The organism is Rhizobacter sp. Root1221, assembly GCF_001425785.1.
Lineage (GTDB): Bacteria > Pseudomonadota > Gammaproteobacteria > Burkholderiales > Burkholderiaceae_C > Rhizobacter.
Genome location: NZ_LMDI01000012.1, coordinates 24,327 through 46,625, shown reverse-complemented (window position 1 = coordinate 46,625; position 22,299 = coordinate 24,327). Strand labels below are relative to the sequence as shown.

The window sequence follows — 22,299 nt, the reverse complement described above, 5'->3', positions numbered from 1 at the left end:
GCTGGGGACTCCCGGAATGGCCGGAACGTGGCGTGGGCAGCGAATAATGTGAGGATGTCCGACCGATTCACCCCTCACGCCTGCCGGCCCGGCTGTGGCGCCTGCTGCATCGCACCGTCCATCTCGTCGCCCATCCCGGGAATGCCGCTCGTGGATGGCATCAGCAAACCTGCTGGCGTGCGGTGTGTGCAGTTGACGGACGACCTCCGCTGCAAGATTTTCGGCCACCCCGACCGCCCAGCCGTGTGTTCGTCGCTGAAGCCCGACCCCGACATGTGTGGTGATTCCCCCGAGCAGGCCCTTCGCTGGCTGGGCCATGTCGAGGCGGCTACCGCACCCTGACGTCTGGTTCAATCGCGCCCGGCCATCAGGCCCTTCCACAACGGCGCCACGCGAAACTTCTCGGCCTCCCCCAGCCGGTCGCTCACCAGCAGGCACTCGCGCTGCACGCTGCGCATGCGCTGGCGCAACTCCACATGGGCCAGCTCCAGCTCGAAACGTTCCGCCTGCGGGGCATCCCCCGCCGACACACGCCACAGCCCGAGCGCATTCCATGCCACCCGCAACCGGTCGAGGCGATGCATCGCCTGCGTCACCACGTTGATGACGGGCAGGGTGCGGCCCTGGTCTTGCAACTCCTGCCCCAGAGTCTGGGCCTGCACCAGCTGCTGGTCGATGTCGGCCAGCTGCTGGTACAGGTCGATCGTGTTGGCGGTCGCGCCCGGGTTTTCATCGACCTCACGCGCCGCGTCCCACACGAACGAGGCCCAGACGGGATCGAACTCGCCCGGTACCACCCGCAGCGCAAAGCTTGCGCGGGTCAGTGGCGCGTTGGGCCAGCGCATGATGCCCAGCGTCACTTCGGTCACGGCCAGCACACGGCCAAGGGTAGACACCTCGTCGCCCTCCAGCCGCGCCGGGTACCCCGACCGGTCCAGCCGCTCGTGGTGTTCACCCACCGCGCGCGACAGCGCCGCCGGGTAGTCCGTCAGCGTGCTCAACAACATCTGGCCTACCCGCGGGTGGATCACCAGGTGCTTGTGGCCCATCAGGTCGAGCGGTTGCCCGTAGTCGAGGTACTGCGGGTGGATGTACACCTCGCCGATGTCGTGCAGCAGGCCGCCCAGCATCGCGAGGCGGATGTCCTGCGGCGAGCCCTGGCGGCTGGCCACCATGGCCCCAGCCAACGCCATGGCGGCCAACGCATGGGGCAGGGTGGCCGGCCGGGTGGCCAACGAGGCCGTCAGCATCAGCTGCGCCACCGAATGCAGCGGGATGTGCTGCATCTGTTCGAGCAGCACCGACGCCCAGGGCCTGATCATGAAGGCTATCGGACTCGACGAATCGATAAGCTCACTCAAGTCAGACAGCAGCGAAAACGGCGTGACCCCGCCTTCCGCCATCAGGCACACCTCGAGCGGGTTCTGCAACCGCCGGTCGATCAGGCGCTGGTGCAGCGACGCCGACACGGCCTGCCCCTGCGCCCAAAGCTTCACACCGCGGACGTCGACGATGTCGCGCGACGCCACGATGGCGTGTTGTTCACTCGCCTTCACGAGCGCTGCCAGCGCATGCGGGTTGGGCTCGCTGCCGGCCGTCTGGAATGCATACATGCGTGTGGGAGCCCCTACCGCGACGCGGCGTTGACGCTGCGCAGGTCCTGCGTCACGTTGCCGTCCTTCAGGACGATGACACGGCCCGCGGACGCGATGGTCTCGGGCCGGTGGGCCACGATCACACGTGTCAGTTGGAGTTGCTTGATGGCCTGGTTGACGATGCGCTCGCGGTCCACGTCGAGTGCACTGGTGGCCTCATCCAGGAACAGGATCTGCGGGCGCTTGTACAGCGCCCGCGCGAGCAGGATGCGCTGCTTCTGGCCGCCCGAGATGCTCGCGCCCATGTCGCCGATGAGCGTGTGGTACCCCATCGGCATGGCGGCGATCTCGTCGTGCACGGCGGCGAGCTGGGCGCATTCCTCGGCCCACTCGTGGTCGGGCTGGGCATCGAAGAAGCAGATGTTGTCAGTGATGGAGCCGGCAAACAGCTGGTCGTCCTGCATCACCGTGCCGATCATGTCGCGCCACGCCCTCAACCCCAGCTGCGACAGCGGTACCCCGCCCACCCGCATCTCGCCATCCTGCGGTGCGAGGATGCCGAGCATCAGCTTGAGCAGCGTGGTCTTGCCACACCCCGACGGGCCGACGATGGCCACCGACTCTCCCGGCTCGATGGTGAAACTCAGCCCGCTGAGGATGTCGGGCTCGGAGTCGGAGTAGCGGAAGCTCACGTCGTGCAGCTCCAGGCGCGGCTCGACACGGCGCTCACGCACCACCCCGCCGCCCACCTCCACCTCGGGTGACGACAGCACGATGTCGGCCAGGCGTTCGCCCTGCAGCCGCAGCATCTTCAGCTCGACGAGCTTGTCGATGAGGCCGCTGACCCGCACCGCGAACTGTTCCTTGTAGGCGAAAAAGGCGAACAGCATGCCCACCGAGAAGCGGTGATCCATCACCAGCATGGACCCGACCCAGATCACCGCGATGCGCTCGAGCCCGAACACCAGCTTGTGGATCACGCCGAACATCAGGTCGAGCTTGCGGGTGGCGAGGTTGGCGTTCATCGCGTCGACGACGCGGTTCATGAACTGCGCCTGGCGGTCTTCCTGGCGGTTGAACAGCTTGATGGACTGCACCCCGCGCAGCGACTCCAGGAAGTGGGTTTCGCGCTTCGCGTCGTGCACGATGCTCTCTTCGGTGGCATCGCGCAGGGGGCGGAAGAACACCCAGCGCATCAGCGCATAGACCACCACGCAGCCGATGGCGATGCCGCTCAGCGTGCCGCTGTAGACGAACATCATGCCCAGCGTCAGCATCACCAGCAGGCCATCGAGCACGGCCTCGATGAAGCTCGTGGTCATGGTCTGCTGGATGTGCTGGATGGCGTTGAAGCGCGACATCACGTCACCCGTGTGACGCTTCTGGAACCAGCTCACCGGCAGCCGCATCATGTGCGCGAACACGTTGCTCAGCCACTGCAGGTTCAGCGTGGACGACAGGTACAGCACCGCCCACGACCGCACCGCGCCGGTGGCCACCTGGATCAGCACGAGCAGGCCGAAGCCGATGCCGAGCGTGACCAGCAGGTCGCGGTCCGCGCTCACCAGCACCGAGTCCACCACCCACTGCAGGAAAAACGGCGCCAGCAGCATGAACCCTTCGAGCGCCAGCGCCAGCACGAAGATCTGCGCGAGCGAACGCCGCAAGCCGGTCACGCGGCCCAGCAGCTGCTGCAGGCTGATGTGCTGCTTCTCGGTCTTCGGGCGGAAGTCGGCCGCCGGAACCAGTTCCATTACCACGCCGGTGAAGTGTTTCGACACCTCGCTCATCGGCAGGCGCCGCACGCCGCGGGCCGGGTCGTGGATGGTGGCGACGTTGCGGCGCACCTCGGTCAGCACCACGAAGTGGTTCAGGTCCCAGTGCAGGATGCACGGCACCTGGAGTTGCGGCAGGTGCTCCAGCTCGGCGCGCAGCGGGCGGGCGTTGAGTTGCAACAGGCCGGCAATGCGCACGAGGTCGGCCAGCGTGGCCCCCTTCGCGGACAGCGAAAAGCGGTCGCGCAACGTAGGCAGGTCGATGCGCAGGCCGAAGTGCGAGGCCACCATGGCCAGGCTGGCCAGGCCACATTCGGCGGCCTCGGTCTGCAACACCAGCGGCACGCGGCGGCTGGCAAATCCGAACTTCAGGGCATCGAGCATGGTGTCCTCACACCGGGGAGAAAACAGGTGGCCGGCCGCATGCGGGCGCGTATGCGGTGCGGGTCAAACGCGGCCAGTCAGGCTCAGCACGGGCTCGAAGATCCATTCGATCAGTCGGCGGCGGTCGAGCAACACATCGGCCTCCAGTTGCATGCCGGGTGACAGCGTCTGCGCACGGCCATAGGCCTGCACCGCCTGCTGGTCGAGTGCCACGGTGATGCGGTACAGGGGTTCCTGCGCCGCCGACACCGGCAGCCCGCCCAGTTCCGAGGCGGGCAGGGGGGTGCGCGACACTTGCATCACGTGGCCCACCTGGTGACCGAACTTCTGGTACGGGTAGGCCTCGTAGCGCAGCAGCACGGTCTGGTCGGCATGCACGAAACCCATGGCACTCGACGGTGCGAACAGGTGTGCCTGCAACGCGGCACCGCTGGGCACCAGGTTCGCCAGGGCGGCCTGTGCGCCCACCGACTGGCCGGGCTCTACACCCACGGCCGTGACGGTGCCGTCCTGCGGGGCACGCACCACGATGCGCCGCAGCGCTTCGTTTTCGGCCGACTCCTGCGCCAGCTCGGCCAGGTCGCGCTCGATTTCACCCAGCTCGGCCTGTTCGCTCAACGGCAGTTCGTGCTGGCGGGCCTCGAGTGAGGAGATCTCGCGCCGGTGCGCAGCCTGCTGGCGCTCGAGCGCCTGCAACTGGGCACGCAGTGCCAGCACGTCTTCGGCCTTCGCCTGCACCTGGGCCGACGACACGAACTGGTCGGCCTTCAGCGATTCGAGGCGGGCGAGGGACTCCTGCGCGAGCTGGAGGCGCTGGCGGTGCAGGCTCGCCTCCGCGCCCATCTGCACCAGCTCGCGCTGCATGTTCTCGCGCTGCAGGTTCAACGCACTCATCTGTGCGGCCTGCAATTGCTGGCGACGCTTGCCGGCGGCCTGCAGGCTGCGTTCGCGCGAAGCCAGGCTGGCCAGCACGGCCTCGTGCGTGTCACCCTGCGGGGTGGTGCGTTCGATGGACAGCACGAAGAGCACGTCACCTTGCCGGACCACCTGGCCTTCGGCGGCATGGCGTTCGAGCACTTGTGCAGGCTGCGGGGAGGTGAGGCGCATCACACCGCGGTCGGGTACGAGGTACCCGGTGACACGGGCTTTGCGCGTGTACTCACCCACGCTGAAGAAGAAACCGATGGCCAACGCGCTGAGGGCCACGAGGACCGTCAGCGCGGTGAGCGACACAGGACGGATGATCTGGATGTTGCCCAGCCAACCCTGACGTCTACCTTCGGCGACTTCAGGGCGAAACAGGCTGGGCATGGTGGTGAATCCGAGACGCTCCGGAACGGCGCGGGGGGCGGGGATTCAACGCGCGAGGAGTTGATCAGGCACGGGGGCGGCGCAACGAGGCGACGTTCACCAACCACCCTTCGGCAGGCCGCGCGGGCCACCGGCACCACCCACTTGCTGCAGAAGTTCGGGCGACAACGGCATCGGAGCGGGCAGCGGCGACGCGGGCTTCTGGCCTTGCTTGTCGTTCGACTTGGATTGAACGGTGCTGGATTGGGTTTGCATGATCTGCTCCGGTTGGGGATGGGTGCATCTCGTTGAATGCACGAAGCAGATTCCAGCAGCGGGCCCCTCTGGCCGGTAGTGTCAGCTCTTACAGGTAGGGCGGCCCCGCAGAGGTGCGAGGCGGCAAAGTTAACGCAACAAACCGAGGCGCAAAGCCTTCAACACAGCTTGGTGTTTGTTGACACAACCGAGCTTGTGCATCGCGTTGTTGACGTGAAGCACCGCGGTGCGTTCGCTGATGCCGAGGATGTTGCCCACCTCCCACGCGGTCTTGCCTTCCATGGTCCAGCGCAGCGCCTCGAGTTCGCGCGGCGTGAGGCTGGCTGCCACCGATTTGTCGGGGGCGACGGGCACGAAGATGCGCACCGCGGCTTCCTGCGCATGCACGGTGAGCAGCTGCAGGTCGGCAACGATGCGCGTGAGCTCGGTGGGATCGCTCGGCACCTGCTGGTCGCGCTCGACCCCCAGCATGAAGTGCCGGCCTTCGGGCAGGTGCAGTGCCATCGCGATGCCGGCGCGGTACCCGTAGCGCGCCTGTTCCTCCCAGACGTCGCCCTGGCCGCCATCGGTGTAGGTGGACTGCCCCCAGATGATGGGCACGCTCTGCCGCTTGCAGTGCTGCATCACGGGGTCGCGCCGCCAGTTCTCCCGGCTCAGGAATGCCGTACGGAACGCCTCGGGGGCGTTGTCCACGGTGATGAACTCCGACTCGGCGAGCACGTGGTCCAGCACCATCGTGGCGGACACCGTCTGGAAACCCAGCTGTTGGGTGAACCGAACGATTTCCGACAGGAACTCTTCGCGGCTGCCCGCTTGCATCACCGCCATGTAACCACTTTGAAGCATGAGCTCCTCTCTCGCATTGCCAATCGCGTGTGGGCCGCTCGGCGGGGTGGGTCGACCATCCTGTTGACCGTCAAGGGCCCTGTCAGGGTTTACAGATGCCATGGTTTACAGCTTGTGAGGCTGCACCGCCGCGCAAGATGATTGGCAGATTGCAATGCTCAGGGATCGTATAGCGACCCGTCAACCCCTATGACGCCCGCCTGGATCGTATGTGCTTGGCCGCCGGTGCTGCTGAAGGCGCAATCCACACCCGAATTGCACTTCGTGCACCTGGGCACGAGCGTGCTCAATCCGGGTGACACGGCGCATCCGAGCATGGGGCAAACCCTCTGGGGCAATTCCTCGTCGTCGAAGGCGGTGGCCGGCGTGGCGTGGGACTGGGTGGAGCTGAAGCAAGGGGTGTTCGCGATGGCCGACCCGCTGGGCCTGGTCACGAACCTCCGGCTCCTCGGGCCCCGGGGCGAAGCCTTGTCCAACATGCAGGTGGCGCTGTACCTGAACGAGCTGGTGCGCACGTTGCCGTGGCAGTCGGAGGTGAAGCGGGCGTTGGAAAGCGAGCAAATGCTGCAGTCCCATTAGCCCCCCAGTCGGCTGGCGCCTCCTGCCCCCACGGGGCGACCCCGGGTCGGCCGGCGGAGCCGGACCTCGCGGGTGGCTTGATCTGGCGCTTTGCTTCGCTCGCTTTGCCCCGCTTTCAGCGTACTGCGGCGGCGCGCAGGGACTTGGCTACGGCGACGACGCCCACCACGCTCAGCACGGTGCACACGCCGAGGGGGACGGCCATCATCTCGAAGGGCAGGGGTTCGCCCTTGAGCACGCGGGTCATCAGGGTGTGCTGGGCCAGGGCGGGCACCCAGAGGTGCCAGGGCGCCTCGCCGTCCTGGTTGAAGATGGTCACGAGCGGCAGCATCGACACCGCCAGCAGCAGCACGGAACTGGCGGCCTGGGCTTCCTTGAACGTGCGGCAACGGATGGCAAGCGCCATCAACAGCGCGGACAACGCGCAGGCCAGCGGCACCAGCACCGCGATGAACAGGCCGGCCTCGACCCAGCCGAACTGGAACAGGGCCTGCAGCGTGTCGCTGCGCAACAGCCACTGGGATGGCAGGAAACTCAGGCAGCTCAACACCGCGATCAGCGTGGACACCGACGCCACGGCGGCCCACTTGCCGGCCACCAGCGCGGCCCGGGGGGCCGGGGTCATCACGAGGGGCTCGAGCGACCCGCGCTCGCGTTCACCCGCGGTGGTGTCGAGTGCGGCGTTCAATGCACCGTACAACACCGCCATCAGTACGAAAAAGGGCAACATGGACGTGAGCTGCGACGCCCGCGACTGCTGGCTCGCCAGGTCGCGTTCGGCCAGGTCGACGGGCTCCAGCACCTCGGCGGCGACCCCGCGCATCGCAAGCGCCAGCGCGCCGCGCTCGCGCGCGAACCCGTCGACCAACCGGCGCACCCGCCCGGCGCCGGCCTCGGCCTGGCGGTTTCCGCTGTCGGAGACGATCTCCAGCACCGGGCGGTCACCGTGCAACAGCGCGGCCTCGAACCCCTCGGGCACCACCAGCACCGGGTCGCCGAACTTCGAGCGGCGCAGCAGGTCTTCGTGGTCCTTCGGCGCGGCCTGCACCGTGTAGGTCTGGCGTTCGAAGTAGTTCTTCAGGCTCGGGGCATGTTCAATGCCACTCACCACCACCACGCGCTTTTCCGCCTGCAGCTCGAACTGCGCCAGCAGGCCCGACAGCGCGACCAGCACCAGCGGCCCGAGCAACACGCTCGACACCAGCACCACGGCCAGCGTGCGCCGGTCGCGCAGCGCATCGACGATCTCCTTGCAGTACACCGCCCACGCCGCCTTCATGCCGCGTCCTCGTCGTTGAATGCCAGCGCCACGAAGGCCTCCTCGAAGTCGGTCTGCAGCGTGGCTTCCAGCAGCGACGCCACCGTGCCCGTGGCCACCGTGCGCCCGTGCGACACGATGGTGACGCTGTCGCACAGCCGCTCCACCTCCTGCATGATGTGGGTGGAAAACACGATGCACTTGCTCCCACCGGCGGGCGTGCTGAGGTGCCGCAGCGCCTCGCGCAACGCGCGGGTGGCCATCACGTCGAGCCCGTTGGTGGGTTCGTCCAGCACGATGTTGGCGGGGTCGTGCACGAGGGCGCGGGCCAGCGCCGTCTTCATGCGTTCGCCCTGGCTGAATCCTTCGGTGCGGCGGTCGAGCAGGGTGGTGAGGTCGAGCACCCGCGCCAGTTCGGTGGCACGCGCTTCCGCCCTGTCGCGTGGCAGGCCCTGCAGCAAGCCGTAATACACGATGTTCTCGCGGGCGGTCAGCCGCGGGTAGAGGCCCCGGGCATCGCTCAATACCCCCATGCGCGCGATGGCTTCCTGCGGTCGGGTCCTGACGTCCACGCCGTCGACCGCCAGGTGGCCCGCGTCGGGTTCGATGAGCCCCGCCAGCATGCGCAGCGACGTGGTCTTGCCAGCGCCATTGGGGCCCAGCAGCCCGAGGATGTGGCCGTCGGGTGCGGTGAAGCTGACGTCGGTCACGGCACGCACCGGGTCGGGCGCCGGACGCAACCAGCGGCGCGGCGGCATGAACTGCTTCGCGAGGTGTTTGACGACGATCATCGGGTGCCCTCCGCCGGGAACCGCACCGCCCGCCATGCGGGCGGGCGCGGCACCGCTTTCGCGCAGGCGGTGTCGATGCGCAGCGCCGACACATCGTCGGGTGTGTCGAGGAAGCGGAACCACACGTCACGCAGGCAGCCGAGCGCAAGCACCCCGTGGCCGGCGTGGTCGACCACCACGTGCACGGCGTTGGGCCCCAAGGCCCCGGCCACCCGCTCGGCATGGCGGGGCGGGGTGGCCGGATCGAGGCCACCGCTCAGCAGCAGCACCGGCGCCGGGCTGGGCGGCACCGTGTAGAACGTGTCGGGCACGTCCCCACGCGGCCAGTCGGCACACACCCGCTGGTAGAACAGCCCCTCGCCCTCGCCGAAGTCCTTGCCCAGGCCGTCGCGGGCAAGCGGGATGCGCGGCACGTCTTCAGCACACACGACGGAGAAATGCATGCCGGCGGCAATGCGCCCCCCCTTGCTGGAGAACAGGCTGCTGCCAAGGCCCATGAGCCCCTGCCAGCGCCCCGCAGCCCCGTCGTGGATGGCCGCCGGCAGCGCCGATGCCAGCACCGGGGCGTACAGCGCGCCCCGCACGGCAGACAACACCATGTCGCGGGTGAGCACGAAACGTTCGGTTTGGCCGGTGACGGGGTGGGGCACCTCCACGGTGCGGGGCAGTCCCGCAAGCAGCGTGTGCCAGTCCTGGCGGAGCTGCGGGAAGTCGGCCGCGCAGCCGGCCTCGCGGGCACACGCCTCGAGCAGGGCGTCGAGCACGGCCTGGCCGTCCACCGACTGGCTCACCGGCAACACCATGTCGGGTGGTGCCACGCCATCGAGCACCGCGCGGCGCACATGGCGCGGGAACTGGCGCAGGTAGTCGAGCGCCGCCCGGGTGCCGTACGACGCGGCCACCAGGTTGATGCGCTCGGCGCCGAGCCGGGCGCGCACCGCGTCCAGGTCCTGCATGGCGATGGGGGTGGTGAAGAACTTCAGGCCGTCGGGCCCGCCCAGGTGGGGACGGGCGGCGAGCCGGTCGCGGCAGACGAGCATCTGGCGGCGCAGCCGCTCGGGGTCGGTCTGGTCGGCCACGGACTGGTGGCGCGGGTCTTCGCATTCGAGCGGCTCGGACCGGCCAGTGCCACGCTGGTCGACGAACACGATGTCGCGCCGGTTGTTCAGGCGCTGGAAGAGCGGCAGCACCTGGGGCAGCACCGCCGAGGCGCTCTGCCCCGGGCCACCCGGGATCAGGAACACCGGGTCGGGGAACTTGCGCCGGGCGAGCGCCGGCACCACCACGTAGTGGATGTCGATGGCGGGGCCGCCGGGGCGGGCCGGGTCGAGCGGGCGGCGCACCTGGCCGCACAGCACCTCGTTGCGGTGCCCGTCGATGCGGCACGGGGTGAGCGGGCCGTCGGCCCGCGCGCCGGCTGTGGCCCCGAGCAGGCCAAACGCCAGGACCAGCGCAAGGACAAGCGCGCGCCGCACGATCACTGGCCGAGCAGGCGCTTGAGTTCGCCACTGGCGATCAGGCGGCCCAGGTCGTGGTTACCCCCCACCAGCGCGCCCTTGACGAACACCATCGGGAACGTGGGCCAGCCGGCCCACATCTTCAGCGCATTGCGGCGCCGCCACTGGCTGAAGTAGCTGCCGTATTCGAGGTACTGGTGGGTCACGCCAGCCCCGTCGAGCGCCTTGCGTGCCTTGCGGCACTCCGGGTTCCCGGACATGCCCACCACCAGCACCGCGTTCGACGCGGCCGCGGCCTGCACGTTGTGGACGATGTCCGCGTGCAGGTTGGCCACGTGCTCGCGGATGGCGGGGTGCAGGCGGGATTCTTCGAGGATCTGACGGGGCATCGGCGGGCTCCAGGCTCCGGTAAGGAGCCCGAAGGTTAGCCGATGCGACACATCAGGTGGCCAGCACGCCGCGCTGGAAATCCTCGAACGCCTGCTGGATCTCCGCCTGCGTGTTCATCACGAACGGACCGTACTGCACGATGGGCTCGTTCAGCGGCCGGCCGGCCACGATCAGCACCCGCGCCGCGGTGTCGCCCACCGCCTCGAGGCGCACGCCGTCGGCGCCCTCGGTGTTCGACAGGATCGCCATGCGGTCGCTCTCGACCGGCGTGCCCGCCACGTCCACCACCCCGCCGAACACGTACACGAACGCGTTGTGCGTGCCCGGAATGGGCTGCTCGAACGCGGTGCCCGGGGGCAGCGTCACGTCGAGGTACAGCGGTTCGGTGGTGGGCCGGGTCACGGCACCGGTCACGCCGCGGGTTGCCCCGGCAAGCACCCGCACCGACACCCCGTCGGCGAGGGTCACCACCGGGACGCCGGCCGGCGGCACGTCCTGGTAGCCGGGCGCGGCGAGCTTGTCCTTCGCCGCGAGGTTGACCCACAGCTGGAAGCCGGCCATGCGGCCTTCCTCCTGCTCGGGCATCTCGGAGTGCAGGATGCCCCGGCCGGCCGTCATCCACTGCAGGCTGCCGGGTTCCAGCAGCCCCACGTTGCCCACGCTGTCCTGGTGGCGCATGCGTCCGGCCAGCATGTATGTGACCGTCTCGAAGCCGCGGTGCGGGTGGGTGGGGAAGCCACCGATGTAGTCACTCGCGGCATCGCTGCCGAAGGCGTCCAGCATCAGGAACGGGTCGAGCCGGCGCTGCAGTGGCTGCGTCAGCACACGGGTCAGTTTCACGCCGTCGCCGTCGGAGGTGGGTTGGCCGCGCACCTGCCGTTCGACGGTACGGGAAAGCGTCAGGGTGGGAGTCGGTGTGTTCATGAATTCAATGTAGTGGCGTACGCCGGAATTCACATGGCGGCGATTTGACGCCAGCACTCAAACGGATTGCATGGTCCGCCGGGCGGGTCTAATGTCGTGTTGTCCCATCCGATCCGGAGTCCGCATGAAGCTCTACTACAGCCCCGGCGCCTGTTCGCTGTCGCCCCACATCGTGTTGCGCGAAGCAGGCCTGGCGTTCGAGCTGGTGCGCACCAGCACCAAGACCCACCAGATGGCCGACGGCACCGATTTCTACACGATCAACCCGAAGGGGGCCGTGCCGGTGCTCGAGATCGCCAACGGCGAACGGCTCACCGAGGGGCCCGCCATCGTCCAGTACATCGCCGACCAGGTGCCGCAGAAGCAACTCGCACCGGCCGCCGGCACGATGGCCCGCTACCGCCTGCAGGAATGGCTCAACTACATCACGAGCGAACTGCACAAGCCGTTCGGCGTGCTGTTCGTGCCAGCCATGCCCGCCGACGCCAAGGCCATCTTCACGGACTGGCTGCGCCACCGCCTCGCCTGGGTCGACAGCCAGCTCGCGGGCAAGAGTTTCCTGATGGGCGAGACCTTCACCGTCGCCGACGCCTACCTCTACACGGTGGTCAACTGGACGAAACTCGTGGGCATTGCGACTGACCACCTGCCCAACCTGCTGGCCTTCGTGGCGAGAGTGGGCGCCCGCCCCGCGGTGGGCGAAGCGCTGAAGGCCGAAGGCCTGGTGTGATGCACCATTGAGGGCGGGCCGTGGGCCTGCACCGGCCCTCGGTCTTTTCCTACAGCCGCGGCGGGCGCCCTCCGGTAAAACCGGAGGCATGAGCCACAACCCCCCGTCGGCCGCGCCCAAGGCCGAGTTCACGTTCAAGGTACTGACGGTGAACACGCACAAGGGTTTCACGGCCCTGAACCGCCGCTTCATCCTTCCCGAACTGCGAGAGGCGGTGCGGGCGGTGTCGGCCGACGTGGTGTTCCTGCAGGAAGTGCAGGGCACCCACATGCGCCATCCGGACCGGTTCCACAACTGGCCCGAGTCCCCGCACTACGAGTTCCTCGCCGATTCCATCTGGCCGCAGTTCGCATACGGGCGCAACGCCGTGTACCCGCACGGCCATCATGGCAACGCGGTGCTGTCGAAGTACCCCATCGTCCACCACGAGAACCGCGACGTGTCCATCGCCGGGCCCGAACGCCGCGGCCTGCTGCACGTGGTGATGAAGGTGCCGGGGCGTGAGCACAAGCCCGAGATCCACGCCATCTGCGTGCACCTGAGCCTGCAGGAGGCTCACCGCCGCAAGCAGCTCGACATGCTGTGCCAGATGGTGCGTGAAGAAGTGCCCGCCGACGCCCCGCTGCTGGTGGCCGGCGACTTCAACGACTGGCGGCGCAACGCCCACCGCATCCTCGAGAAGGGGGCGGGCCTGCACGAGGTATTCGTCAAGGCCAACGGCCGCTCGGCCCGCACGTTCCCGGCACGGTTTCCCATGTTGCAGCTCGACCGCATCTACGTGCGCAACGCCGCCGTGCACGCCCCGTTCGTGCTGCCGCGCAAACCGTGGTCGCACCTCTCCGACCACGCACCGCTCGCGGCGGAGATCGCGCTGTGAACGCCCGCTGGACCACCGGCAACCGTTTCGAGTTGCTGGAAAACGGCGAGGCCTTTTTCCCCGCCGTGTTCGACGCGATCCGGCACGCGAAACACGAGGTCGTGCTCGAGACGTTCATCGTGTTCGAGGACAAGGTGGGCTGGGAGTTGCACGCCGCGCTGGTCGAAGCCGGGCGGCGTGGCGTGAGCGTGGACGTGCTCGTCGATGGCTTCGGCTCGTCCGAACTCACGCCTGCGTTCATCGGCCCGCTGGCCGGGGCCGGCGTGCGCCTGCGCGCGTTCGACCCCAAACCCCGTTTCCTCGGCATGCGCACGAACGTGTTCCGCCGGATGCACCGCAAGATCGTCGTCGTGGACCAGGCCGTGGCGTTCGTGGGGGGCCTCAACTACTCGGCCGACCACCTGGCGGACTTCGGCCCGCAGGCGAAGCAGGACTATGCGGTGAAGGTCGAAGGACCCATCGTGGCCGAGATCCACACATTCGCCCGCGCCGCCATCGCCAACGCTGACCCGCGCCGCCACTGGTTCCGCCGCGAACACGACCCGCAGCGCCAGACGGGCAGCGAGGCCGCCGCGCTGTTCGTGACCCGCGACAACCAGGACCACCGCACCGACATCGAACGCCACTACCGCGTGGCCATCCGCGCCGCGCGCAAGGAAGTGACCATCGCCAACGCCTACTTCTTCCCAGGCTACCGGCTGCTGAAGGAAATGCGGCGCGCGGCGCGCCGCGGCGTGCGCGTGCGGCTGATCCTGCAGGGTGAGCCCGACATGCCCATCGTCAAGACGGCCGCCGCGATGCTGTACGACCACCTGCAGCGTGCCGGCGTCCAGATCTACGAGTACTGCGCGCGCCCGCTGCACGGCAAGGTGGCGCTGACCGACGACGAATGGAGCACGGTCGGGTCCAGCAACCTCGACCCGTTGAGCCTGTCGCTCAACCTCGAGGCCAACCTGTTCATCCGCGACCGGGCGTTCAACCGCCACCTGCGCGAACGCCTGGAGGCCCTGATCGAGAATGGCTGCCAGCAGATCTCGGCCGACCGCCTGCCCGCGCGCAACGTGTTCCACCTCGTGCGCAGCTTCTTCGTCTTCCACTTCCTGCGCCGCTACCCGGCCTGGGCCGGATGGCTGCCAGCCCACGTGCCGAAGGTCGTGACCCCGCAGGTGGATGACCATCCCGGCGCGGCCAGCCTGGAGGGGATGACCCGCGTGACGGAAACCCCGGAGGCGCGATGAGCCCGCCTGGCGGCCTCGCCGAACGAGCCCCCTCGTCGCTGTGGCCCGTCGCGAAACGGGTCCTGACGATCGCCTTCTTCGGCCTCGTCGCCTGGTTGTTGTTCCACCAGGCCCGTGCCATCGAATGGGACGAGGTGTGGGACACCGTGCTGGCGCTGCCCAACGGCGTGGTCGCCCTCGGTGCGTTGCTCGCGCTGGCCAGCTACACGCTGTACAGCACGTTCGACCTGTTCGGCCGCCACCTCACGGGCCACCCGCTTGGCGCGGGCCGGGTCATGCTCGTCACGTTCATCAGCTATGCGTTCAACCTGAACCTCGGGGCGCTGGTGGGCGGGTTCGCGTTCCGCTACCGGCTGTATGCGCGGCTCGGCCTCGACAACGTGGTGATCACCCGCGTGCTGACGATGAGCATGTTGACCAACTGGCTCGGCTACATCGTGCTCGCCGGCACCGTGTTCCTGCTGCGCCCGCTGGCGCTGCCGCCCGACTGGAAGCTCGGCAGCGAGGGCCTGCAGGTGCTCGGCGGGGTGCTGCTCGCGATGGCCGCCGCGTACCTGCTGGCCTGTGCCGCGTCCACGCGGCGCAGCTGGACCGTGCGGGGACACGAGATCGCGTTGCCGTCGTGGCGCATCGCGGGGCTGCAGCTCGTGATGTCGTGTGCCAACTGGCTGCTGATCGCCAGCATCGTGTACGTGCTGCTGCAGCAGCGCATCGACTATCCCGCCGTGCTGAGCGTGCTGCTGGTGGCCGCGGTGGCGGGGGTCATCACGCACGTGCCCGCCGGCATCGGGGTGCTCGAGGCGGTGTTCGTGGCCCTGCTGTCGCACCAGGTGCCCAAGGGCGAGTTGCTCGGGGCGCTGCTCGCGTACCGCGCGGTCTACTACCTCGGCCCGCTGATCGTGGCCACGGTCACGTTCCTGTTCGTGGAGGCCCGAGCCAAGGCGCTGCGCAAAAGCGCCTAACATGGTCCGATGACCCTGCCTGGCCGCAAGACCGTCGTGTTCATCGGAGTGGCCGCGGCCCTCGGCACCACGGCCGCGGTGTGGGACTGGAACTGGTTTCGCACCCCGCTCGAGAACCACCTGTCCGAACGCTCGGGCCGTGCGATCCGCATCGGTGACCTGCACCTCTCGTTCACCGGCCTCGACCCCACGGTACGCCTGCGCCAGGTCCACATCCCCAACGCCCCCTGGGCACGCACCACCGCCGGCCAGCCGTTTGCGGTGGTGGGCGAGGTGTCGTTCACGTTCGCGTGGCGCAGCCTGATCGAGCGCCGCCCGGTGGTCTCCCGGCTCGTGCTGGTCGACGCCGATGTGGCCCTTGAGCGCCGCGCCGACGGGTTGCGGAACTGGCGGCTGCGCAACCCCGGCGACCGCGGACCCGGCAAGTTCAAGTTCCTGCGCCTCGAGGCCCGTCACAGCCAGCTGCGGTTCGTGCACGAGGCCGCGGGCTTCGACGTGCGCACCGCCGCGGAGGCCTTGCCCGCCGAGGTGCCCGTCGGCAACGGCGCACCGCTCACCACCCGCATCGACTTCGACGGCACGTTCCGCGATGCCCGGTTTGCCGGCACCGCCACCACGTCACGGGTCCTCACGTTCCTGGAAACGGGAGAGCCGTTTTCGCTGCGGGTGGCGGCCACGTCGGGCAAGACCCGCGCCGAGGTCGACGGCCAGGTCACCGACCTGTTCAAGCTCACCGCGGTGGACACCAGCCTGCGCGTGGCCGGCCCATCGCTCGCGGACCTGCACGGCCTGTTGCCCCACGCGTGGCCCGACACCGCCGCCTACCAGGCAACCGCCCACCTGTCGAAGGCCGAGGGCCTGTGGACCTTCACCGACCTGCAGGCCCGGGTGGGCCGTTCCGACCTCGCCGGGGAGGCACGCTTCAACGCCAGCGCCGACCGGCCGTTCCTGGACGCCACGCTGACAAGCCGCACCACCCACGTCACCGACCTGTGGCCGAAGGCGGCACCTTCCGCCGCACCGGTCGCGCCCGCGAAGCGCAGCCGCCTCGACCTGCGCCCGTTCGACGGCGACGTGGCCGTGAACGTGCAGACCCTCCACGTGCCGGGCCTGCCGCCGCTCGCCCAGGTGCGCGCGAAGGCCCACCTCGACGACGGCCTGCTCGACCTGACCCCGGTGCAGGCGCAGCTGGCCGGCGGCCACGCGCAGGGGCTTCTGGTGCTCGACGCGCGCCAGCAGCCACCCGCCGCCCGCGTGGAACTGTCGTGGCACAACCTGCGGCTCGAGCAGCTGCTGCCCGCGTTGCCCGACGGTGGCGAGGCCACCGGGCCGGTGTCGGGGCAGGTCAAGCTCACGAGCCGCGGTGCCACGTGGCACGACCTCGTGGCGCATGCGGCCGGACAGGGCAGCGCCCAGCTCAAGGGCGGCCGGCTGTCCGCGGCGCTCGATGCCAAGCTGGCGCTCAACGGCGGCAAGTTGTTGCGGGCGAAGGTGGGGGGCGCGGCCGACGTGCCCATCCACTGCGCCCGCGTGGACGTGGTGTTGCGCGACGGCCGCGGGGACGTGTTCCCGCTGCTGCTCGACACCGCCCAGACCCGCATCGATGGACGCGGTCAGGTGGACCTGCGCGGACAGCGCTTCGACCTGCTGCTGACCCCGGCCCCCAAACAGACGGCCGTGCTCGCGCTGCACCAGTCCATCCAGGTCACCGGGTCATTCGACGATGCGCGGATCGCGCTGGTGAAGGCCGAGGCCATCGGCCCGGCGGGCGGTTGCGACACCGCCCCGGCGGTCAAGGCGTCCCGCTGACACCCCCGGCGAGGGCCTGCACCAGCAGCCGGCCCTTGGCGTAGGTTTCATCCAGTTCGGCCTGGGGCAGTGAATCGGCCACCACCGCACCCCCCACCTGCACCATCACCCGGCCCGCGGCAACCACCGCGGTGCGGATGACCACCGACAGGTCCATGGCCCCGCTGGCGTCGAAGTACCCGATGGCCCCCGCGTACGGCCCGCGCCGCACGGGCTCCAGCGATTCGATGATCTCCATCGCGCGCACCTTCGGCGCCCCGGTCATCGACCCCGGTGGCCAGCAGGCCCGCAGCAGCTCGGGTGCACCGAGCCCGGCCCGCAGCCGCGCGCGGATCGTCGACACCATCTGCCACACGCTCGGGTGGGCCTCGATCTCGAACAGGCGCTCGACCGACACACTGCCCGTGTCGGCCACACGGCCCAGGTCGTTGCGCATCAGGTCCACGATCATCACGTTTTCGGCGCGGTCCTTGACACTCGCCGCCAGCGCGTCGCGCTGTTCGCCGTCAAGTGCCGGGTCGGCGTCGCGGGCGCGGGTGCCCTTGATGGGCCGCGCCACCACGTCGCGGCCGTCGAGCTTCAGGAACCGCTCGGGCGACACACTGGCGATGGCCAGGCCGCCGCCCTCCAGGTACGCCGAGAACGGCGCGGGGTTCAGTGCCGTGAGGCGCGTGTACAGCGCCCACGGGTCGCCGGTGAACGCGCCTTCGAGGCGGTGCGACAGGTTGGCCTGGAAGATGTCACCGGCCGCGATGTAGTCGAGCACCCGCTGCACATCCGCGAGGTAACGGTCGGGCCCGGTGCGTGACACGAGCGGTGCGGCGCCGAACGAACCGGGCGCCGGGTCGGGTCCGCGGGCGCGGGCCAGCGTCTCGGCCCACACCGCGGCCCGGCGCGGCCCGTGGCCGCCGGTGGTGCAACTCCACCAGCGGGCGGCCGCGTGGTCGTAGGCCAGCACGTGGTCGCACAGGTGCAGGCGCAGGCGGGGCAGGGCGGGGTCGGCCGCGGCGATCACCGGCAGGCGTTCCACGTGGCGCGCCAGGTCGTATCCCACGAACCCGGCCAGCCCCCCGGCAAACGGCACCCCGTGGGGCAGCGGGCCCGTGTGGGCGATGCCGGCCAGCACGTCGCGCAGGGCGTGGAACGGGTCGGTCCAGCGGTTGACCACCGTGCCATCGGCACGGCGCAACACCGTTTCGTGTTCCCCCGCCTCGAGCGTGGCCACCGGAGGCCCGGCCACGCACGACCACCCGGAGAGCCCCGGCATCGCCTTGCTGCTCTCCAGCAACACCGTGTCGCCCCGGCCGCGCAGGCGCGCGCACACCGCCTGCGGCGACGCGGAGAGGTCAAGGGGTACGATCCTGGGCGTCAACTTCGGCAACACGAGATCCTGGGCGCATGAGTGTAGAGCGACAACTTTTCCCCGCCGAGCCGGCCCACGCGCCACTGCTGCGCGCGCTGCTGGCGCTCGACGGTTCCACCACGCGGGTGTGCGAGGCGCTCGCGCGCCGGCCCGTCATCGTCCAGCTGCACCACCAGCGGCAAACGGCCGACGTGCCCGCCGCGGTGCGCGCGCAGTTGGGCGGCGAGCGCTGGCTTGAACGCGTCACGAGCCTGCATGCGCACGACCGCGTGATGATGGACAACCTGTCGTACACCCGGCTCGACGCGGTGCCCGACTGGTTCCTGGCCGGTCTCGACGCGGGCCAGGCCCCGGTGGGCCACCTGCTGGGAAAGCTGTTCGTGCAACGGGAAACCGTGCCGGGTTCGGCCGGCCTGTCGGACGTGTTGTGGTCGCACGTGGGCCAACCCGACCCGCACGCCAGCCGCAGCTACCGCGTGGTCACCCCCACCACCCCGCTGATGCTGATCTTCGAGGTGTACCGTGACGGCATGGTGCAGGAGGCCTGACATGACAACCCTCATCGAACGCAGCCGCCGCGCCGTCTGGCACCCGTGCAGCCAGATGAAACAGCTGGAGACCCGGCCGCTGCTGGGCATCGCCCGCGCCGAGGGCCCGTGGCTGATCGACACCGGCGGGAAACGCTACCTCGACGGCATCAGCTCGTGGTGGGTCAATCTCTTCGGCCACAACCACCCGCACATCGTGGCCGCGATGACCGAACAGCTTGGCCGCCTGTCGCACGTGATGCTGGCCGGCTGCACCCACGAGCCGGTGGTGGACCTTTCCGAACGGCTGGGTGAGTTGACGGGCCTGGGCCACGCCTTCTACGCGAGCGACGGTGCCTCGGCCACCGAGATCGCGCTGAAGATGAGCGCGCACAGCTGGCGCAACCGCGGCCGCCCGGGCAAGCACCGCTTCATCGGCCTGGAACACGGGTACCACGGCGAAACCGTGGGCGCGCTGTCGGTGACCGACATCCCCATCTTCCGCGAGGCCTACGGCCCGCTCGTGCGGGTCAGCGCCACGGTGCCGAGCCCCGACGCCCGCGGTGCCGCCCCGGGTGAATCGGCCGCCGACCACGCCCGCCGTTGCGCGGCCGTGCTGGGCACCTACCTCGAGCAGCACCACGCCGACGTGGCGGCATTCATCGTGGAGCCGCTGGTGCAGTGTGCCGCCGGCATGGCGATGCACGATGCCGAGTACCTGCGGCAGGTGCGCGCGCTGTGCGACCGGTACGAGGTGCACCTGGTGGTCGACGAGATCGCGGTGGGCTTCGGCCGCACCGGCACGATGTTCGCGCACCAGCAGGCCGGCATCCGGCCCGACCTGATCTGCCTGTCGAAAGGCCTCACCGGCGGCACGCTCGCGCTGTCGGCCGTGTTGTGCACGGATGCCATCTACGATGCCTTCTACGACGACCGCACCGCACGCGGCTTCCTGCACTCGCATTCGTACACCGGCAATCCGCTCGCGTGCCGCGCCGCGCTGGCCACGCTCGAGGTGTTCGGCCAGCGCGACTGGCTCGCCCACAACCGCACCACCGCCGCGCGCCTGTCGGCGCTCAGCGAACCCATCGCGCAGCACCCGTTGGTCACCGCCTCGCGCCAGCTCGGCATGATCTGGGCGTTCGACGTGGCCACCGACGACCCCACGTTCGCGCAGCGCTACCACGCAGCCGCCCTCGAACGCGGGCTGATGCTGCGCCCCATCGGTTCCACGCTGTACTTCATGCCCCCGTACGTGCTGGACGACGAGGCCACGGCCTGGCTCGCGTCGAACGCCCTCGCGGCGCTGGAGGCCACGGCATGACCACCGCCTTTTTCGTGACCGGCACCGACACCGAGGTGGGCAAGACCCTCGTCAGCTGCGCGCTGCTGCACCATCTTCGGCGCACCCATGCGCGGGTCGTGGGCATGAAACCGGTGGCGGCCGGCACCATCGACCTGCCCGGCGGCCCCGACAACGAGGACGCGGTGGCCCTGCGTGCGGCCGGCTCGCTGGCCGTGCCCCGGGGCCTCGACAACCCGTACTGCCTGCCACTGCCGCTCTCGCCCCACCTCGCGGCGCGTGCGGCCGGGCAGGTCATCAGCGTGGACCTCCTCGCCGACCGCTACCGGCAACTGGCCGCGCTGGCCGATGCCGTCGTGGTGGAAGGTGCGGGCGGCTTCCACGTGCCGCTGAACGACACCCAGACCGGTGCCGACCTGGCCGAGCGCCTCGCGCTGCCGGTGGTGCTGGTGGTGGGCCTGCGCCTGGGCTGCCTGAACCATGCGCTGCTGACGGCCGAGGCCGTGCGCGCCCGCGGCCTGCGCCTGGCCGGCTGGGTGGCCAACCGCATCGATCCGGCGATGTCGTCGGTAGCGGACAACATCGCCACGCTCGCCGCGCGGCTCGGGGCGCCGATGTGGGCCGACGTGCCCCGCATGGCGGTGCCGCGGCCGGATCAGGTGGTCTGGCTGGAGGGTGCGGGACGGGACTAAGATGGCCGATTGCCCGAAACCTGTACCCCAATGATCGACCCCACCCTCGAATTCGAAACCGCCCTGCAGGGGTTGGCCGACGCCCACCTGATCCGCAAGCGCCCGGTCATCGAAGCCGTGGACGGCACGCACCTGCGTGTCGACGGCAACACCGTGCTGGCGTTCTGCAGCAACGACTACCTGGGCCTGTCGCAGCACCCGGCGCTGATCGAGGCCGCGCGCCAGGGGGCGCTCACGTACGGCGTGGGCGCCGGGGCGTCGCCGCTCGTCAGCGGCCACAGCGCCGCCATCGATGCCCTCGAACACGAGCTCGCCGACTTCGTGCGGCTGCCGCGTGCGCTGTACTTCGGCTCGGGCTACGTGGCCAACATCGGGCTCGTGCCGGCGCTGGTCGGCAGGGGTGACGCGGTGTTCTCCGATTCGCTGAACCACGCGTGCCTGATCGATGGCGCCCGCCTGTCGCGGGCCGACATCCACGTCTACCCGCACAACGACCTGACCGCGCTCACCGAGGCGCTGCAGCGGTCCACCGCCCGCCGCAAGCTGATCCTCACCGACGCGGTGTTCAGCATGGACGGCGACGTGGCCCCGCTCGCCGAGATGATCGCGCTGTGCGAACGCTTCGACGCCTGGCTGATGATCGACGACGCCCACGGCTTCGGCGTGCTGGGCCCCCAGGGCCGCGGCACCGCGGCGCACTGCGGCATCGACTCGCCACGCCTGATCTACATGGCCACGCTCGGCAAGGCCGCGGGCAGCGCCGGGGCATTCGTGGCGGGCCACCCCACCGTCATCGAGTGGCTGATGCAGCGCGCGCGCAGCTACATCTTCGCCACCGCCTCGCCGGCCATGGTGGGCGAGGCGCTGCGGGCGTCGGTGAAGGTCATCGAGCAGGAGGAATGGCGCCGCGAGCACCTGCACCGCCTGATCGCCCGGCTGCGCGCCGGCACGGCCGACCTGCCGTGGGAACACCCCGCCTCACCCACCGCGATCCAGCCGCTGATCATCGGGGGCAACGCCGAGGCGCTGGCCGTGATGCAGGCCATCCGCCAGCGCGGCATCTGGGCCCCGGCCATCCGCCCGCCCACGGTGCCCGAAGGCACGGCGCGGCTGCGCATCTCGCTGTCGGCCGCCCATTCCGAGGCCGACATCGACCGCCTCGTGGCCGTCCTGCACGAAGTGGCCTGACCGCGGGAACGCGGTTTGCCGGGTGAGGGAGGTCTTCCTGACCCT

Annotated in this window: 22 protein-coding genes; 11 read left to right on the top strand and 11 right to left on the bottom strand. The window is 69.6% G+C overall.

Annotated features, from left to right (window positions below; genetic code table 11):
* Positions 1-54: 54 nt before the first annotated feature.
* Positions 55-342, top strand: coding sequence for a YkgJ family cysteine cluster protein (locus tag ASC87_RS10035; RefSeq protein ID WP_056660374.1), 288 nt, complete (start codon positions 55-57; stop codon positions 340-342).
* An 8-nt stretch (positions 343-350) separates the two neighbouring features.
* Here ASC87_RS10035 and ASC87_RS10030 read toward each other — a convergent pair whose 3' ends face one another.
* The 5 genes from ASC87_RS10030 to ASC87_RS10015 form a co-directional block, all read right to left on the bottom strand.
* Positions 351-1,613, bottom strand: a complete 1,263-nt coding sequence (locus ASC87_RS10030) for an HD-GYP domain-containing protein (RefSeq protein WP_056660371.1) — start codon at positions 1,611-1,613, stop codon at positions 351-353.
* Positions 1,614-1,627: 14 nt separating this feature from the next.
* A complete protein-coding gene (locus tag ASC87_RS10025) occupies positions 1,628-3,754 on the bottom strand; it encodes a peptidase domain-containing ABC transporter (protein WP_056660368.1) in 2,127 nt (708 codons plus the stop codon).
* A gap of 63 nt (positions 3,755-3,817) precedes the next feature.
* Positions 3,818-5,065, bottom strand: a complete 1,248-nt coding sequence (locus ASC87_RS10020) for an HlyD family secretion protein (RefSeq protein ID WP_157603949.1) — start codon at positions 5,063-5,065, stop codon at positions 3,818-3,820.
* Between the two features lie 96 nt (positions 5,066-5,161).
* Positions 5,162-5,320: a hypothetical protein gene (locus ASC87_RS31760; RefSeq protein WP_157603948.1), complete on the bottom strand. Its 159-nt coding sequence runs from the start codon at positions 5,318-5,320 to the stop codon at positions 5,162-5,164.
* Between the two features lie 129 nt (positions 5,321-5,449).
* The gene (locus tag ASC87_RS10015) at positions 5,450-6,166 is read right to left on the bottom strand and encodes an autoinducer binding domain-containing protein (RefSeq protein ID WP_162255143.1); all 717 of its coding nucleotides are present in this window, start codon (positions 6,164-6,166) and stop codon (positions 5,450-5,452) included.
* A 189-nt stretch (positions 6,167-6,355) separates the two neighbouring features.
* On the opposite strand from ASC87_RS10015, the gene ASC87_RS10010 reads away from it, so the two are divergent.
* Complete coding sequence (locus ASC87_RS10010) at positions 6,356-6,745, top strand: hypothetical protein (RefSeq protein WP_157603947.1); 390 nt, start codon at positions 6,356-6,358, stop codon at positions 6,743-6,745.
* Between the two features lie 115 nt (positions 6,746-6,860).
* On the opposite strand, the gene ASC87_RS10005 is transcribed toward ASC87_RS10010, so the two are convergent.
* The 5 genes from ASC87_RS10005 to ASC87_RS09985 are packed head-to-tail and all read right to left on the bottom strand — an operon-like array spanning position 6,861 to position 11,565.
* The gene (locus tag ASC87_RS10005) at positions 6,861-8,024 is read right to left on the bottom strand and encodes an ABC transporter permease (protein WP_056660356.1); all 1,164 of its coding nucleotides are present in this window, start codon (positions 8,022-8,024) and stop codon (positions 6,861-6,863) included.
* On the bottom strand, positions 8,021-8,794 hold the full coding sequence (locus tag ASC87_RS10000) for an ATP-binding cassette domain-containing protein (protein WP_082568524.1): 774 nt from the start codon (positions 8,792-8,794) through the stop codon (positions 8,021-8,023). Before ASC87_RS10000 ends, ASC87_RS10005 begins: the two co-directional genes overlap by 4 nt.
* Positions 8,791-10,269, bottom strand: a complete 1,479-nt coding sequence (locus ASC87_RS09995; RefSeq protein WP_235582128.1) for an alpha/beta fold hydrolase — start codon at positions 10,267-10,269, stop codon at positions 8,791-8,793. The genes ASC87_RS10000 and ASC87_RS09995 overlap by 4 nt, the downstream gene beginning before the upstream one ends.
* A 2-nt stretch (positions 10,270-10,271) precedes the next feature.
* On the bottom strand, positions 10,272-10,640 hold the full coding sequence (locus tag ASC87_RS09990) for a glutaredoxin domain-containing protein (RefSeq protein ID WP_056660350.1): 369 nt from the start codon (positions 10,638-10,640) through the stop codon (positions 10,272-10,274).
* 52 nt (positions 10,641-10,692) lie between these two features.
* Positions 10,693-11,565 carry a pirin family protein gene (locus ASC87_RS09985; protein ID WP_056660347.1) on the bottom strand — a complete coding sequence of 291 codons (873 nt, stop codon included), beginning with the start codon at positions 11,563-11,565 and terminating at the stop codon, positions 10,693-10,695.
* Positions 11,566-11,689: 124 nt separating this feature from the next.
* Here ASC87_RS09985 and gstA point away from each other — a divergent pair, with 124 nt between their 5' ends.
* From gstA to ASC87_RS09960, 5 genes are all read left to right on the top strand, one after another.
* Positions 11,690-12,295, top strand: coding sequence for a glutathione transferase GstA (gstA, locus tag ASC87_RS09980; protein ID WP_056660344.1), 606 nt, complete (start codon positions 11,690-11,692; stop codon positions 12,293-12,295).
* A gap of 88 nt (positions 12,296-12,383) precedes the next feature.
* Positions 12,384-13,172, top strand: coding sequence for an endonuclease/exonuclease/phosphatase family protein (locus ASC87_RS09975; RefSeq protein ID WP_056660341.1), 789 nt, complete (start codon positions 12,384-12,386; stop codon positions 13,170-13,172).
* A complete protein-coding gene (clsB, locus tag ASC87_RS09970; protein WP_056660338.1) occupies positions 13,169-14,410 on the top strand; it encodes a cardiolipin synthase ClsB in 1,242 nt (413 codons plus the stop codon). The genes ASC87_RS09975 and clsB overlap by 4 nt, the downstream gene beginning before the upstream one ends.
* Positions 14,407-15,372 carry a lysylphosphatidylglycerol synthase domain-containing protein gene (locus ASC87_RS09965; protein WP_056660335.1) on the top strand — a complete coding sequence of 322 codons (966 nt, stop codon included), beginning with the start codon at positions 14,407-14,409 and terminating at the stop codon, positions 15,370-15,372. Before clsB ends, ASC87_RS09965 begins: the two co-directional genes overlap by 4 nt.
* A gap of 9 nt (positions 15,373-15,381) precedes the next feature.
* Positions 15,382-17,181: an AsmA family protein gene (locus ASC87_RS09960; protein WP_056660332.1), complete on the top strand. Its 1,800-nt coding sequence runs from the start codon at positions 15,382-15,384 to the stop codon at positions 17,179-17,181.
* On the opposite strand, the gene pabB is transcribed toward ASC87_RS09960, so the two are convergent.
* Positions 17,165-18,562 carry an aminodeoxychorismate synthase component I gene (pabB, locus tag ASC87_RS09955; RefSeq protein WP_162255142.1) on the bottom strand — a complete coding sequence of 466 codons (1,398 nt, stop codon included), beginning with the start codon at positions 18,560-18,562 and terminating at the stop codon, positions 17,165-17,167. The genes ASC87_RS09960 and pabB overlap by 17 nt on opposite strands.
* A gap of 17 nt (positions 18,563-18,579) precedes the next feature.
* On the opposite strand from pabB, the gene ASC87_RS09950 reads away from it, so the two are divergent.
* From ASC87_RS09950 to bioF, 4 genes are read left to right on the top strand one after another with little or no spacing between them, the layout of a single operon-like run.
* Positions 18,580-19,092, top strand: coding sequence for a chorismate pyruvate-lyase family protein (locus ASC87_RS09950; RefSeq protein WP_056660326.1), 513 nt, complete (start codon positions 18,580-18,582; stop codon positions 19,090-19,092).
* 1 nt (position 19,093) lies between these two features.
* Positions 19,094-20,395 carry an adenosylmethionine--8-amino-7-oxononanoate transaminase gene (gene bioA, locus ASC87_RS09945; protein WP_056660323.1) on the top strand — a complete coding sequence of 434 codons (1,302 nt, stop codon included), beginning with the start codon at positions 19,094-19,096 and terminating at the stop codon, positions 20,393-20,395.
* Positions 20,392-21,066, top strand: coding sequence for a dethiobiotin synthase (bioD, locus tag ASC87_RS09940; protein ID WP_056660320.1), 675 nt, complete (start codon positions 20,392-20,394; stop codon positions 21,064-21,066). Before bioA ends, bioD begins: the two co-directional genes overlap by 4 nt.
* Before the next feature lie 30 nt (positions 21,067-21,096).
* The gene (gene bioF / locus ASC87_RS09935; protein ID WP_056660317.1) at positions 21,097-22,254 is read left to right on the top strand and encodes an 8-amino-7-oxononanoate synthase; all 1,158 of its coding nucleotides are present in this window, start codon (positions 21,097-21,099) and stop codon (positions 22,252-22,254) included.
* Positions 22,255-22,299: the final 45 nt, after the last annotated feature.

What these genes read in the sequence shown, in the direction of transcription:
- ASC87_RS10035 (WP_056660374.1), top strand. Translation starts at nt 55, where the DNA reads ATGTCCGACCGATTCACCCCTCACGCCTGCCGGCCCGGCTGTGGCGCC.
- ASC87_RS10030 (WP_056660371.1), bottom strand. Translation starts at nt 1,613, where the DNA reads ATGTATGCATTCCAGACGGCCGGCAGCGAGCCCAACCCGCATGCGCTG.
- ASC87_RS10025 (WP_056660368.1), bottom strand. Translation starts at nt 3,754, where the DNA reads ATGCTCGATGCCCTGAAGTTCGGATTTGCCAGCCGCCGCGTGCCGCTG.
- ASC87_RS10020 (WP_157603949.1), bottom strand. Translation starts at nt 5,065, where the DNA reads ATGCCCAGCCTGTTTCGCCCTGAAGTCGCCGAAGGTAGACGTCAGGGT.
- ASC87_RS31760 (WP_157603948.1), bottom strand. Translation starts at nt 5,320, where the DNA reads ATGCAAACCCAATCCAGCACCGTTCAATCCAAGTCGAACGACAAGCAA.
- ASC87_RS10015 (WP_162255143.1), bottom strand. Translation starts at nt 6,166, where the DNA reads ATGCTTCAAAGTGGTTACATGGCGGTGATGCAAGCGGGCAGCCGCGAA.
- ASC87_RS10010 (WP_157603947.1), top strand. Translation starts at nt 6,356, where the DNA reads ATGACGCCCGCCTGGATCGTATGTGCTTGGCCGCCGGTGCTGCTGAAG.
- ASC87_RS10005 (WP_056660356.1), bottom strand. Translation starts at nt 8,024, where the DNA reads ATGAAGGCGGCGTGGGCGGTGTACTGCAAGGAGATCGTCGATGCGCTG.
- ASC87_RS10000 (WP_082568524.1), bottom strand. Translation starts at nt 8,794, where the DNA reads ATGATCGTCGTCAAACACCTCGCGAAGCAGTTCATGCCGCCGCGCCGC.
- ASC87_RS09990 (WP_056660350.1), bottom strand. Translation starts at nt 10,640, where the DNA reads ATGCCCCGTCAGATCCTCGAAGAATCCCGCCTGCACCCCGCCATCCGC.
- ASC87_RS09985 (WP_056660347.1), bottom strand. Translation starts at nt 11,565, where the DNA reads ATGAACACACCGACTCCCACCCTGACGCTTTCCCGTACCGTCGAACGG.
- gstA (WP_056660344.1), top strand. Translation starts at nt 11,690, where the DNA reads ATGAAGCTCTACTACAGCCCCGGCGCCTGTTCGCTGTCGCCCCACATC.
- ASC87_RS09975 (WP_056660341.1), top strand. Translation starts at nt 12,384, where the DNA reads ATGAGCCACAACCCCCCGTCGGCCGCGCCCAAGGCCGAGTTCACGTTC.
- ASC87_RS09965 (WP_056660335.1), top strand. Translation starts at nt 14,407, where the DNA reads ATGAGCCCGCCTGGCGGCCTCGCCGAACGAGCCCCCTCGTCGCTGTGG.
- ASC87_RS09960 (WP_056660332.1), top strand. Translation starts at nt 15,382, where the DNA reads ATGACCCTGCCTGGCCGCAAGACCGTCGTGTTCATCGGAGTGGCCGCG.
- ASC87_RS09950 (WP_056660326.1), top strand. Translation starts at nt 18,580, where the DNA reads ATGAGTGTAGAGCGACAACTTTTCCCCGCCGAGCCGGCCCACGCGCCA.
- bioA (WP_056660323.1), top strand. Translation starts at nt 19,094, where the DNA reads ATGACAACCCTCATCGAACGCAGCCGCCGCGCCGTCTGGCACCCGTGC.
- bioD (WP_056660320.1), top strand. Translation starts at nt 20,392, where the DNA reads ATGACCACCGCCTTTTTCGTGACCGGCACCGACACCGAGGTGGGCAAG.
- bioF (WP_056660317.1), top strand. Translation starts at nt 21,097, where the DNA reads ATGATCGACCCCACCCTCGAATTCGAAACCGCCCTGCAGGGGTTGGCC.